Annotated in this window: 9 protein-coding genes; 6 read left to right on the top strand and 3 right to left on the bottom strand. The window is 67.4% G+C overall.

The window, feature by feature from the left end; genetic code table 11:
* Positions 1–159 precede the first annotated feature (159 nt).
* The gene (locus tag N440_RS13695) at positions 160–2,595 is read right to left on the bottom strand and encodes a TonB-dependent receptor (RefSeq protein WP_133935408.1); all 2,436 of its coding nucleotides are present in this window, start codon (positions 2,593–2,595) and stop codon (positions 160–162) included.
* A gap of 217 nt (positions 2,596–2,812) precedes the next feature.
* Here N440_RS13695 and N440_RS13690 point away from each other — a divergent pair, with 217 nt between their 5' ends.
* From N440_RS13690 to N440_RS13675, 4 genes are all read left to right on the top strand, one after another.
* Positions 2,813–3,295, top strand: coding sequence for a DUF3574 domain-containing protein (locus N440_RS13690; protein WP_133935407.1), 483 nt, complete (start codon positions 2,813–2,815; stop codon positions 3,293–3,295).
* Positions 3,296–3,331: 36 nt separating this feature from the next.
* The gene (locus N440_RS13685) at positions 3,332–4,189 is read left to right on the top strand and encodes an SH3 domain-containing protein (protein ID WP_133935406.1); all 858 of its coding nucleotides are present in this window, start codon (positions 3,332–3,334) and stop codon (positions 4,187–4,189) included.
* Between the two features lie 129 nt (positions 4,190–4,318).
* Positions 4,319–6,037 (top strand): thiamine pyrophosphate-dependent enzyme, encoded by a 1,719-nt coding sequence (locus tag N440_RS13680; RefSeq protein ID WP_133935405.1) that lies wholly within the window; start codon positions 4,319–4,321, stop codon positions 6,035–6,037.
* A 599-nt stretch (positions 6,038–6,636) separates the two neighbouring features.
* Complete coding sequence (locus N440_RS13675) at positions 6,637–8,241, top strand: hypothetical protein (protein ID WP_133935404.1); 1,605 nt, start codon at positions 6,637–6,639, stop codon at positions 8,239–8,241.
* A 30-nt stretch (positions 8,242–8,271) separates the two neighbouring features.
* Here the strand turns inward: N440_RS13675 and N440_RS13670 are convergent, their stop codons facing one another.
* Complete coding sequence (locus N440_RS13670) at positions 8,272–8,982, bottom strand: glutathione S-transferase (protein ID WP_053450599.1); 711 nt, start codon at positions 8,980–8,982, stop codon at positions 8,272–8,274.
* Positions 8,983–9,154: 172 nt separating this feature from the next.
* On the opposite strand from N440_RS13670, the gene N440_RS13665 reads away from it, so the two are divergent.
* Together N440_RS13665 and N440_RS13660 are read left to right on the top strand one after the other, a co-directional pair.
* Complete coding sequence (locus N440_RS13665) at positions 9,155–9,979, top strand: DUF3014 domain-containing protein (protein ID WP_133935403.1); 825 nt, start codon at positions 9,155–9,157, stop codon at positions 9,977–9,979.
* 81 nt (positions 9,980–10,060) lie between these two features.
* Positions 10,061–11,413, top strand: coding sequence for an aspartyl protease family protein (locus N440_RS13660; protein WP_243831351.1), 1,353 nt, complete (start codon positions 10,061–10,063; stop codon positions 11,411–11,413).
* A 7-nt stretch (positions 11,414–11,420) separates the two neighbouring features.
* On the opposite strand, the gene N440_RS13655 is transcribed toward N440_RS13660, so the two are convergent.
* Positions 11,421–12,524: a cytochrome c peroxidase gene (locus tag N440_RS13655; RefSeq protein WP_243831350.1), complete on the bottom strand. Its 1,104-nt coding sequence runs from the start codon at positions 12,522–12,524 to the stop codon at positions 11,421–11,423.
* Positions 12,525–12,528 lie beyond the last annotated feature (4 nt).

Here is a 12,528-nt window from a genome sequence, read left to right as displayed (position 1 = left end):
GCGTGTACGTGGGGTCGAGGTCAGGCTACGGCCTTGCTTCGGTGGGTGCCGACTGTTGGCCGGCACTGCAGGTCGGCCTGCATGGAACCCGGGCAGTGCGGACCAACGGTCCGCACCTACCCAAGGCAATCACCCGCAGAGCAATCACACCCCAGGCAATCAGAAGGTATAGCGGACGCGACCGTAGTAGTACGCGCCGTTGCTGCCGATCGGCGACAGCACGTCATACGGCAGGTTGCCGAAGTAGTGGATATCGCTGTTGGATCGATCCGGGTAGTTGTCGGTCAGGTTCTGGCCGCCGATGGCCACGCTCCAGCGCGGGTTGATGCGGTACTCCACTTCCGCATCCAGCTGCCATTCGGCCTGGTAGGTCTGGCGCGGGATGTAGCCATCACCGAAGTTGAACACGCGGGTAGCGCTGCCATAGCGGTTCACCCGCGTGCTCAGCGACCAGTGGTCGTTGCTCCACGCCGCCGAGACGCTGCCACGCGTACGCGGCGTGGCGTCGGTGAGCGTGTTGGTCTCTTCAATGCCGAACAACACGTAGTCCGGGTTCAGTGCACGCAGCTGTGCCGGCGTGGCCAGCACGTTCTTCAGCGTGGTCTTCGTGTACGCATAGGTGCCGGTCAACAGCAGCTGGCCATCGCCCAGCGACTGGCGCCAGTTGCTCACCAGTTCCGCGCCGCGGGTGCGGGTGTCGGCGGCGTTGACGAAGAAGCTGGCGCTCTGCAGGCCGCTGACACCGTAGTTGGCCGCCACGTAGTCGGTCAGCGCATCACCGGTGATGCTCTCCGACAATGCGATGCGGTCGTCGATGTCGATCTGGAAGAAGTCCAGCGACAGGTCGAAGTGCTCGCCGATGCGGCTGGTGAAGCCCAGCGAGGTGTTGATCGACTTTTCCGGCTTCAGGTTCTGCGCACCCAGGCCGCGCGCGATTGGATTGTTGACCGACAGCAGGCGGCCCTGCACCAGCTGGCCGCCTGCGTTGTAGCCGGTGGAGGTGGATTCGTAGCCGATCTGCGCCAGTGACGGTGCACGGAAGTTGTTGGAGATCGCGCCGCGCAGCGCGAAGGCCGGCGTGAATTCGTAGCGCAGGCCGAGCTTGCCGGTCAGTTCGCCGCCGAAGTCGTCGTTATGCTCGTAGCGCGCAGCCAGGTCGGTGGAGAACTTCTCGCCGAACTGGCTGGACAGGCTGGCATAGGCGCTGGCCACGTCGCGCGACAGGTTTGCCGCGTCCTGCGGGGTCAGGCCGCCACCGGCCTGCGAACCGGTCGGGCGGTCGGTGTAGGGGCCGGCAGCGTAGCTGGCCGGGTCACCCGGGCGGGTCTGGTAGCGCTCGTGGCGCGCTTCCACGCCCAGGCCGAGCGTGTGGCTGATGCTGTCGCTCTGGGTGAACACACGGCTCAGGTCGAGGTTGCCCACGGTCTGCGCGTACTCGTAATCAGCGGTCTTGAAGCGGGTCGGGCTGGTCGGGCCCAGCGACGCGTTGAGCGAATCACGCAGGCGGTAGGTGAAGTCGTTCTGGCCGTAATCCAGGCTGCCGTCATAGCTCCACTCTCCCCACTGGCCGCGCACGCCGGCCACCGCCTGCACATCGCGGTTTTCGCCTTCGGAGATCGGCCGGTAGCCGTTCGGATAGACCTGCTTCCAGTTGGCATCGCCATCGGGATAGCGGAAGTAGTTCGCGCCTTCGGTGTCACGCTGGTTGAAGGTGCCGAACGCGTAGAACGTCGAGGTCTGGCCGACCGGAATCTCGGTGTTCAGCCACAGGTTGATGTCCTTGCTCTTGCCATCGCCCAGCACGTAGTTGCGCTTGCCCTGCAACGCCAGGTTGTCCGGGGTCTGGTCCCACGGCGGAATCTGGTCGAAGCCGGCGCGGTTGGTGCCGTTGCGGTGCTTGTACTCGAGGCCGACGCGCAGGAAGCCACCGTCCTGGCCCAGCGCGGTGCCGACCTTGGCACTGATGTTGCCGGTCTGGCCATCGGTGAGGGTGCGTCCGATCGGCTTGAGGTCGGTGTGGTTGGCGCCGTAGCTGGCTTCGATCTCGCCGCCGTCGCCGCCGTTGTCGAGGATCACGTTGATCACGCCGGCCACGGCGTCCGAGCCGTACAGCGCTCCGGCGCCGTCACGCAGCACTTCGATGCGCTTGATCGCGCTGACCGGAATCGAGTTGAAGTCGACCGGGGTGGTGCCCTTGCCGATCTTGCTGTCGGTGTTGACCAGCGCGGTGTGGTGGCGGCGCTTGCCATTGACCAGGACCAGCACCTGGTCCGGCGACAGACCGCGCAGCTGCGCGGCGCGCACGTGATCGGCGCCGCCGGAGTTGGACTGGCGCGGGAAGTTGAACGACGGCAGCAGCGCCTGCAGCGCGCTGCCCAGTTCACCGTTGACCACGCCGGCCTTGCGGATGTCCTCGGCAGTGAGCACGTCAACTGGCGAGGTGGATTCGAGCACGGTGCGGTCGGCGGCACGGGTGCCGGTGACGATCACCGTATCGAGGTTGGTGGCGTCCTGGGCCAGGGCCGGGACGGCGGCGGAGGAAAGCGCGAGGGCGATGGCGAGGCCGAGCGGCGACGCGGGCAGGCGGGCGGACATGGGGGCTCCAGCAACAACGACGACGGGGAAGGGGGAGATAGTTTCACTTACATCCATCCGGATGAAGCGATATATTATCTTCGCGTGATGACCGCTGCCGATGCAAGCCCCTGCCGGTCCGGCATGAGCTGATGCCCCGCCGGCATCAGCACGCCGGGCCGGAGGCGCTGTACGCTGCCGGCTCGCCTTGCCCCCCCTCTTGTCCGGAGCTGTACCGATGAAACACCTTGGCCTCGTCTTTGCCGTGCTGCTGGCCACCAGCGGCTGCGCCAGCCTGTCCTCGCAGGCGCCCAGTGCGTATGCCACGGCCACCACCGCCGAACTGCAGGGCGATGCGGCGCGCCCGTCCGACGGCCACGGCTGGGTGCGCAGCGAGCTGTATTTCGGCGTGGGCGAAGAGCAGGGCGCAGGCAGCCGTCCGCAGGCCGACACCATCAGCGAGGCGCAGTGGCGCGCGTTCCTGGACAAGGAAGTGACCCCGCGCTTCCCGGATGGCCTGACCGTGTTCGATGCCTACGGCCAGTGGCTGTTCCGCGGCGATGCCTCGCCCAACCGCCTGCGCACCAAGGTGCTGGTGGTGCTGCACGAGGACACCCCACAGCGCCGGGCCGACATCGAGGCGATCCGCCTGGCCTGGAAGCAGCAGACCAAGCATCAGTCGGTGCTGTGGTCGCGGCAGCCGGTCGAGGTATCGTTCTGAGTTGAAGGTGCCGCCGCGGTGCCGCAGGGAGCGATGATGGATTACAGGGAGTGGGTGCTGGGCGTGGTGCTGGCAGGCGTGCTGGCCCCGGCCGCGCAGGCGGGCGGGGACGGCAGCGAAACGCTGCGGTTCCAGCTGGCCGCCCACGTGCAGGCGCACGCCGATCCGCAGCAGGATGGCAGCATCGCGGTGCAGCTTTCGCCGTCGGGCAAGCGCCAGGCGCTGGCGGGCGCAGCGGACGCCGACGGCAATTCGAAGTGGGGTCTGGAGGACGTCGACTTCGATGGTTACCCGGAGTTGATCGCACGCGCATCGGTGGGCATGGTCAATGAAGCGGTGGCGGTGTACCGCTTTGATCCGGCAAGTGGCGGGTTCCGCGCGCTGCAGGCTGAAACCCACGGCAAGGACAGCTGCGGTGACCTGATGGGGCTGACGGTCGATCGTGCGAGCCGCACCCTCACCAGCAGCTGCCGCAGTGGCCCGATGTGGTACGCCGACCAGTACCGGTTTGCAGGTTCAAAGCTCTATCTGTACCGCGCCGAGAGCGTCTTGATGCTGGGCGACACGCTGAACGCCGCGCTGCGTTGGGAGCAGAGCGACGAGCAGGGCCCGCTGGCGGTCTGGCGGACCTATGACCCCGCTGGAAAGGTGCTGGAGACCGCCATCGCCGATGGCCTGGGCGCACCGCCTGGCGGGCCGCTGCGTGGTCAGCAGGCGACCGTGGTGCCCGCGCGCCTGTTCCTGTTCGACAAGCCCGGCGCGTCCAGCACCCAGCGTTACCTGGTGCAGGGCGACCGTGTGGAAATGCTGGATGAACAGGATGGATGGATGAAGCTGCGCTACCAGAATCCGAAACACGGTGCGGTGCTGGGCTGGATCAACGTCAGCGATTGAAAAAAGGGGACGGAGGGAATTAAGTCGTTTGTGCCGCAAACGACTTAATTCCCTCCGTCCCCTTTTTTTGCGGAAGCATCACTTCACTGGGTCTAGCCTCGGACGTTCCCCCGTTCGAGGATGTATCCGATGAGCAAGCGCGTGGCCGAAATCGTGGTGGACACCCTGCAGCAGGCCGGTGTCCGCCGCTGTTATGGCATCGTGGGCGATACGCTCAACCATGTGACCGATGCGATGCATGGCAGCGAGATCGCGTGGGTGCATGTGCGCCATGAAGAAGTGGCAGCGTTCGCAGCAGGCGCCGATTCGCTGGTGAGTGGCGAACTGACCGCCTGCGCCGGCTCCTGCGGCCCCGGTGGCCTGCACTTCATCAACGGCATCTTTGAGAGCAATCGAAATCGTGCGCCGATGGTGCTGATCGCCAGCCAGATCGTCACCAGCGAGCTGGGCATGGAGTTCCCGCAGGAAGTGGATTTCAAGGCGGTCTATGGCAGCTGCACGGTGTTCTGCGAACAGGTGCACAGCCCTGCGCAGGCGCGGCGCGTGGTGGCACTGGCCTGCCAGGCCGCGATCAGCCGCCGAGGCGTGGCGGTGGTAATCCTGCCGGCCGACATCAGCGAGGCCGAAGTGAAGCACGATGTGCCGTTTTCGGTGCATTACACCCAGCCGGTGCTGCGCCCGTCCGACGCTGAACTGCAACGCATCGCCGAGCTGCTGGGGCAGGGCAAGCGCATCGGCATCTATGCCGGTGCAGGCTGCCAGGGCGCACACCCGCAGCTGCTGGAACTGGCGCGGCGGCTGCAGGCGCCGGTCGCGCATACCTCGCGGGCCAAGGACTTCGTCGAGCCCGACAACCCCTACAACATGGGCATGACCGGGATCTTCGGCATCGAATCGGGCTTCCACACGCTGATGGAGTGCGACACGCTGCTGCTGCTCGGTGCCGATTTCGCGTGGGGCCAGTTCTATCCGGACAAGGCCACGATCATCCAGGTCGATCGTGACGGCAGCCACCTGGGCCGCCGCCATCCGGTGAACCTGGGCGTGGTCGGTGACATCGCGCCGACGCTGGACGCCTTGTTGCCGATGCTGCCGCCACGCGAGGACAGCAGCTTCCTGGACGAATGCATCGAGCGCCGCGACAAGGCACTGAAGAAGCGCGAACAGGAAGAGCAGCCGGGCGAGGGCGAGTTGATCCATCCGCAGCACCTGACCGCGTTGCTGTCGAAGTACGCGACGGACGACGCGCTGTTCACCGCCGACGGTGGCTCACCGATGGTGTGGGTACTGCGGCATATCCGGGTCAACGGCCGCCGCCGCACGCTGACCAGCCTGTTGCACGGCACGATGGCCAATGCGATGCCACAGGCGCTGGGCCTGCAGAAGGCGTTCCCGGGGCGGCAGGTGATCTCGTTGTCCGGCGACGGTGGCCTGGCGATGCTGCTGGGCGACCTGCTGACCGCCGTGCAGGAAAACCTGCCGATCAAGGTGGTGGTATTCAACAACGGCTCGCTGAATTTCGTCGAGCTGGAGCAGAAGGTGGAAGGCCTGCTGGACAACTACACCGACCTGAAAAACCCGGATTTCGGCCGTCTGGCCGAGGTGATCGGCTTCCATGGCCGAACCGTCACCCGCAGCGAGGATCTGGAGGAAGCGGTGCAGGACTTCCTGTCCCAGCGCGGCCCGGCGTTGCTGGATGTGCATACCAGCCGCGCGGAGCTGGTGATGCCGCCGCAGATCGAGGCGAAGCAGGTGGCGGGTACTGCGCTGTATGCGGCCAAGGCGGTGTTGAACGGCCGCTTCGACGATGTGAAGCATCTGCTGGTGGACAACTTTCTGAAGAAGTAGGGTGGGCGATGCAGGGCTGCGCCCTGCACCCGCTACGAGCCGGAGCCAGAGCAGAAGCGGGTTTCCTGAGGGATGGCGGGGTGGGTCCAGTTGCGGGGGACGCCGTAAACCCATCCCTGGGGGCTTGGCCGCGGCATCCATGCCGCGGACACCCCCGCAACCGGACCCACCCCGCCTTCGACAGTTTTCCGCGATCTGTCGGTAGATCCACGCCATGCGTGGACAGCGTGGAAATGATCGAATTGTTCGTGTAGAGCCGAGCCATGCTCGGCACAGAGCGAAGCGACCCGCTTTTGCTTTTGATCTTTTGATTCTCTTCCGTGGCTGGCACGCGCAGGAAACTGTCAGGGGCCGGGCGGGGTGGGCTGCGCAGGACCGTTGGCGCCATGGATGGCGCCATCGAGCCCCCAGGGACGGGTTTACGGCGTGTCCTGCGCAGCCCACCCCGCACGGCCCACTACGATAAGGCTGCTTTTGGCGACCCACCCCCAGCCACGAGGGGCTCCGCCGTTCGCTGGAACCCATCATTCCATGACGGAATTGGCGCGCCGGCCCCGCTGGGCCTACCATCGGCGGTCCCCACCCCCACCGCCCCTTCCATGTCCGCTCCCGCTTCCGCCGCACCGCGTCGCTGGTTCGTTGCCGGCGACTTCAACGGCTTCTTCGGCCTGGTCGTCGACAACCTCTCCATCCTCGGCTTCATCGCCATGGCCCTGGTGGGGATCTTCCAGTTCCCCGCCGAGGTAGTGTTCGGCCGCATGTTCCCCGGCACCGCCTTCGGCGTGCTGGTCGGCAACCTGCTGTACACCCTGATGGCGCGGCGGCTGGCTGCGCGTACCGGCCGCGACGATGTCACCGCCATGCCGCTGGGCCTGGATGCGCCGACCAGCATCGGCATGGCCCTGCTGGTGCTCGGCCCGGCCTTCATCGCCTTCAAGCAGCAGGGCCTGGACCCGCATGCCGCCGGCATCGCCACCTGGCAGCTGGGCATGGCCGCGCTGGTCATCATGGGCGTGCTGAAGTTCGTGCTGTCGTTCTTCGGCGAAGCGGTCACCCGCGCGCTGCCACGTGCCGCGCTGCTGGGGTCCATCGCCGGCATCGCGCTGGTGCTGATGGGCCTGCTGCCGCTGCTGGAAACGCTGCGCTCGCCGCTGGTCGGCTTCACCACGCTGGGCCTGCTGCTGTACGTGCTGATCGCCAAGGGCAAGCTGCCGGTGCGTGGCCCGGGCGTGCTGCTGGCCTTCGTGTTCGGCACCGTGCTGTATTACGGCCTGGGCCTGGCCGGGTTGGGCGCGCCGGGCTTCCATGTGCCGGCGTGGGTGCCGCCGCAGGTGGTGCTGCCACTGCCGACGCTGGGCTTCCTCGAGGGCCTGCCCACGGCGATGACCTACCTGCCGCTGCTGCTGCCGTTCGGCCTGCTGATGGTGGTCGGCGGCATCAACGTTTCCGAAAGCGCACGCGCGGCCGGTGATGACTACCGCACCCGCGACATCCTGCTGGTGGAAGCGGTGGCCACGCTGGTGGCCGGTGTCTGCGGCGGCGTTGCGCAGACCACGCCGTACATCGGCCAGCCGGCCTACAAGCACATGGGTGCACGCAGCGGCTATACGCTGCTGACCGGCCTGTTCGTGGGCATCGGCGGCATGCTCGGCATCATCTCCGGGCTGGTGCAGTGGCTGCCGCTGGCAGTGCTGGCACCGATCATCGTGTACGTGGCCATCGACATCACCACCCAGGCGTTCCAGGCCACGCCGCGCCACCACACCGGTGCGATGGTGTTCGGCTTCCTGCCGTCGGTGGCGTACCTGCTGGCGATCAAGGCGCCGGGCTGGATCGCGCCGGACCAGCTGCCGCAGTTGCTGACCAAGCTGGACGGCCACGGCCTGCCGGAACTGGCGGTGATCTTCACTCTCGGCAACGGCTTCATCATCACCTCGATGCTGTGGATCTCGGCAGTGGCGGCGATGGTTGATGGTCGCCTGCGCCGCGCCTGCGGTTTCCTGCTGGTGGCTGCGCTGTTGACCCTGTTCGGCCTGATCCACTCGGTGGACCCGCGCGGTGGCATCTACCTGCCGTGGGACCTGGACGGGCTGGCGCGCATCATCAGCTGGCAGTTCGCCGGCGCTTACGTGGCGCTGGCGCTGCTGCTGGGGCTGTTGTCGTTGCAGAAGCAGGCGGTGAAGCCGCTGGGCGGGGGCAGCTGACCGCACGGTGATGCCGGCCAGCAGCCGGCACTACCGTTCTGCGTCGAGTTCCGGGTAGTGGCGGAAGATGCCGTTGGTATTGAACGCCAGCCGCCGTTCCGAAGTGAGGTAGGCGGCGATGTTCGGCCGCTTCGCCACACGCTCCTGCAGCGCACGCAGCAGGGGCAGGGTGGGCGCCAGCGCCTGCATCCGCCGCGGGAACATGTAGTCCAGCCCGCTCAGCAGCTGGAACAGCGACAGATCCACATAGGAATGCTCGCGCAGGGCATGGCGGCCGCCATTGGCGGCCAGTACCTGTTCGAAATGGCCGAGGAACTTCGGCAGTCGTTCGCCACGCAGTGAAGCCGCACGCGCCTTGGCCTCGGTCTTCTGCTCTTCGTAGTATTTCGATGCGGCGATCGGATGGTGGGTGTCATGCACCTCGGCCACCAGGTCGGCGATGGTCAGCTGCAACTGCAGCGCCTGCATCCGCCGCGACGCGGCCTGCGGCACCAGATCCAGGGTCGGGCCGAGAAAATCCAGGATGGCCGCCACCTGCGCGATCACCTGGCGGCCCGCCTTCAGGAACGGCGGTGCGAACGGCAGTGCTCCCTCGCTGTTTCCATCGAGGAACGGCTGCATCACCGCATCGCCATGCACCCGCGCCATGTCGATGTAGTCGGCGCCGGCATCTTCCAGCGCCAGCCGCACGAATTCACCCCGGCCCTGGATGCCGGTCCAGTAGTACAGCGCGTACTGCATGGCAGCGTCTCCGCACGACAAGACCCCCAGCCTCGCGCACGCTGTGCAAAGCAGGCGTGAGCGTGGCGCATGCGCAGGCGCCAACCCCAACGGCAGCGGAACAGGCGGGGAACCCATCGCAATCAATCCGGTCACACCTTGTCCATGCAGGTGAACAACGAGGGACTGCATCATGCAGAGTGGAAAGGCGGTATGGCCCTGGGTGCTGGGCGTGGTGGTGATCGGTGGCGCGGGGGGCTGGTTGTTCCGCGATCAGCTGAAAAGCCTGGCAGACGGTGTGTCGGTGCCGGTGCAGTCCCCTCCCGCCAGCAGCGGTGCACCGCCACAACCGAAGGCAGCCACAGTGCCCGCGTCAGCCCCCCCGCCGATCAAGCATCCGCTGGATACCGGGGCCGCCGCCGACCCGGCGCTGCCGAAGCTGGCTGACAGCGATGCCGCCGCCTGGGGCGCGCTGAGCCAGCTGTTCCAGGGCGAGGGGCCGTTGACCCTGCTGCTGCGCGACCACCTGATCCAGCGCCTGGTCACCCAGGTCGACAACCTGGACAAGCCCAGCGTGCCGCCGACCGCACTGGCTGCGCGCCCGCTGCCCGGCAGCCTGCAGGTGGAACCCGGTGAAGGCGGTGAGCGCATCGCCGCCGGCAACGCGGCGCGCTATGCGCCCTATGTGCAGGCGTTCACTTCGCTGGACCCGGCGGCAACGGCGGCTGCGTACAAGCGCTTCTATCCGCTGATCCAACAGGCCTACGTCGATCTTGGCCGGCCCGAGGGCTATTTCAATGACCGCCTGGTCGCGGTGATCGACCACCTGCTGGACACGCCGGAACTGGCGCAGTCGCCGCAGGTGGAACGCGATGAACGCGGCCGCTACCGCTTCGTTGATCCGACCCTGCAGTCGAGGTCCATCGGCCAGAAGGCGCTGCTGCGCATGGACCCGGCACAGGCACGGGCGGTCAAGCAGCAGCTGCAGGCGATCCGCAGCGCGATCACCCGCGGCTGAAGGCTGAAGGCTGAAGACGGCAGGGGCAGGTGTCATCGCCAGCGTGATACGGTCGGGGTCAGGTAGACAGGAGTGACCTCGATGCATCGAATGTGGTTGGGCGTGAGTGCGTTGTTCGCCACGACAGTGGCCTCGGCTGCGGCCGTCGAGACGCGCGATGGCGAACTGGGCGATCCCTACGGCTACACCCGCAGCGTGCGCCTTGCCGAACTGACCCGGCTGCAGACGTTGGGCAAGTCACCCGGTGTGAAGGGCAAGCTGGGCCAGGCAGGCTTCTACCGCGTGCGTGGCGAGCTGGACCGCTCCAGCCAGGCGGCCCAGGAGTGCCTGAAGGCCGTGGCCAGCGAGGCGGCCGACAGTGTGAAGGGGGTCGAGTACCTGTGTTCGGCCACCCTGGCCGGCAATCTGCTCCTGCGGGGCGATATCGCGGGTTGGGCGACGCAGATGCTCCAGGTCCGCACGCTGATGGAGCGCGATATCCGCCCCATGCTGAGCCCCAGGCTGCGCGACATCCATCTTGCCGGCCTCAGCGAGCCGCATTTCGAGCGGTTTACCGCATGGCCGCGCAACGCGATGGCGGCGCAGGCACCTGCCCGCGACATCCGTGTCCCCCTACAGTTGGACAACGAACTGCCGACGCTCAGCCTGAAGCTGCGCACCGCAGCCGGTGAACGCGAGCTGCGCGTGCATCTGGACAGCGGCGCCGCACACTCGCGCATCGGCCGAGCGCTGGCGACCGAGCTTGGCTTGACGCTGACCGAGGGCTTCATGGCGGTCGATGGCAGGCCTGGCACGTTGTATGCGCTGGCGGCACCGGTCGAACTGGACATCGGTGGTGTCGCCGTGCGCGATGTGTCCTTTGCGGTACTGGGCCAGGACGACCTGCCGCGCATCGGCCTGGACGTGCTGCGTGCGTTGGGCCGGGTGCGGGTCAACAAGGATGCGCTGGTGATCCAGGCCACGGCCAGTCCGGTGCCGTGCACGCGGCGGATGGCCACGCTGTCCTCGCTATGGGCGGATGCGTACGACGTCCGCTATCCGATCCGCGCTGGCAAGCAGAACGTGCTGGTCAAGGTGGATACCGGCTTCAATGGCGCCTTCCAGGCCCGCGGAACGTTGCCGGCCACCCCACCCGCGTCGGCGATCCGGCGCAAGAACGTGATCACCACCGAAGGCAGCGAAGACATCCAGTTCGTGGAGGCGACCACGCCGGTCATGATCGGGGAGGAAGTGCTGAACCTGCCGATGGACCTGGGGCTGTCGCCCGGGCCCAACCCGCTGTTCAACCCGGACTGGCGCGTGGGCTTTGCCGCGACCCAGCGCTACAGCCTGTACATGGATGTTGAAGGCACCTATGGCTGCCCGGTGGCCGTTGCGGCGGCGCCACCGCTGTTGCCGCCCAAGCCGGCTCCCACGCTGCCTGCAGGCGGCTGATCCGCGGCTACAGGCTCTGCAGGAACGCCTCGATGTCCTGCAGATCCTGGCGGCCCAGCCCGCGCGGCCGCAGCAGTGGATCCGGCTCCGGGAATGGCGCCGCATCAGCCGGCAGCGAGCCCGGTGCGCGCGGGCGCGCGCCGCCCACGTTGTAGAACGCCAGCACGCCCGACAGGCGCGGGATCAGGCCGTTGTGCATGTACGGTGCCGTGTTGGCCACGCCTCGCAGCGAGGGCGTGCGGAAGCGCCCGCTGTCGGCCGGATCGCCGGTGACTTCGTAGCGGCCCAGATCCTGCCGCGGGCGGCCGTGGAAATGCAGGCCCAGGTTGTGGAAGCCGTTGTCGGTGAGTGCTGCCCCGCTGTGGCAGTTCATGCAACCGGCCTGCGTGCGGAACAGGTGCAGGCCGCGCAGCTGGGCGTCGTCCAGTGCTCGCGTATCGCCGCGCAGGAAGCGATCGAAGCGGCTGTTGCGCGGCGACAGGCTGCGCTCGAACGCGGCGATGGCCTGGCCGAGCTGCGCGGCATCGATGCGCGGCTGCGCGAACACCGCGACGAAGTCAGCGCGATAGGTCGCATCGCGGCGCAGGCGACGCACGGCGCCGCCGGCACTGAACCCCATCTCGATGGGATCGGCGATGGGATGCAGCGCCTGCGCTTCCAGCGTGGCCGCGCGTCCATCCCAGAACAGCGGTGCCACGTGCGCGCTGATCGCAACGCTGGGCGCATTGCGGCGGCCGGGCTGGCGATCATGACCGAAGGACACGCGGCGACCATCGGCCCAGCCCAGGTCCGGATCGTGGCAGCTGGCGCAGGCCAGTTGCCGCGACTTCGAAAGAGCCGGATCGAAGAACAGCCGCCGTCCCAGCGCCACCTTGGCTGGCGTGGAAGGATTGTCCGGTGGATCGACGGGCGACGGCAGCGGGGCCAGTTCCTGCCAGAGGACGCCGGCTTCCACGTCGGGCGCGGGCCAGCCTGCGCTGGGCCCGCTGTACAGGGCGCGCAGGCAGGCGCCCTCCCAGCGTTCCGCCTTGCCCGGAGCCGGCGCGCAGACCGGCTGGGAAGGACGTGGCTGTGCAGCGCTGGCCAGCACGGCGCTGAGCAGCACCACCATCCAG

Source organism: Stenotrophomonas sp. CC22-02, from assembly GCF_004365115.1.
In the GTDB taxonomy this organism is placed as follows: domain Bacteria; phylum Pseudomonadota; class Gammaproteobacteria; order Xanthomonadales; family Xanthomonadaceae; genus Stenotrophomonas; species Stenotrophomonas forensis.
This window is presented reverse-complemented; position numbering and strand designations above follow the sequence as displayed.

Excerpts from the sequence above, each read along its gene's own strand:
- N440_RS13695 (WP_133935408.1), bottom strand. The coding sequence starts at position 2,595 with ATGTCCGCCCGCCTGCCCGCGTCGCCGCTCGGCCTCGCCATCGCCCTC.
- N440_RS13690 (WP_133935407.1), top strand. The coding sequence starts at position 2,813 with ATGAAACACCTTGGCCTCGTCTTTGCCGTGCTGCTGGCCACCAGCGGC.
- N440_RS13685 (WP_133935406.1), top strand. The coding sequence starts at position 3,332 with ATGGATTACAGGGAGTGGGTGCTGGGCGTGGTGCTGGCAGGCGTGCTG.
- N440_RS13680 (WP_133935405.1), top strand. The coding sequence starts at position 4,319 with ATGAGCAAGCGCGTGGCCGAAATCGTGGTGGACACCCTGCAGCAGGCC.
- N440_RS13675 (WP_133935404.1), top strand. The coding sequence starts at position 6,637 with ATGTCCGCTCCCGCTTCCGCCGCACCGCGTCGCTGGTTCGTTGCCGGC.
- N440_RS13670 (WP_053450599.1), bottom strand. The coding sequence starts at position 8,982 with ATGCAGTACGCGCTGTACTACTGGACCGGCATCCAGGGCCGGGGTGAA.
- N440_RS13665 (WP_133935403.1), top strand. The coding sequence starts at position 9,155 with ATGCAGAGTGGAAAGGCGGTATGGCCCTGGGTGCTGGGCGTGGTGGTG.
- N440_RS13660 (WP_243831351.1), top strand. The coding sequence starts at position 10,061 with ATGCATCGAATGTGGTTGGGCGTGAGTGCGTTGTTCGCCACGACAGTG.
- N440_RS13655 (WP_243831350.1), bottom strand. The coding sequence starts at position 12,524 with ATGGTGGTGCTGCTCAGCGCCGTGCTGGCCAGCGCTGCACAGCCACGT.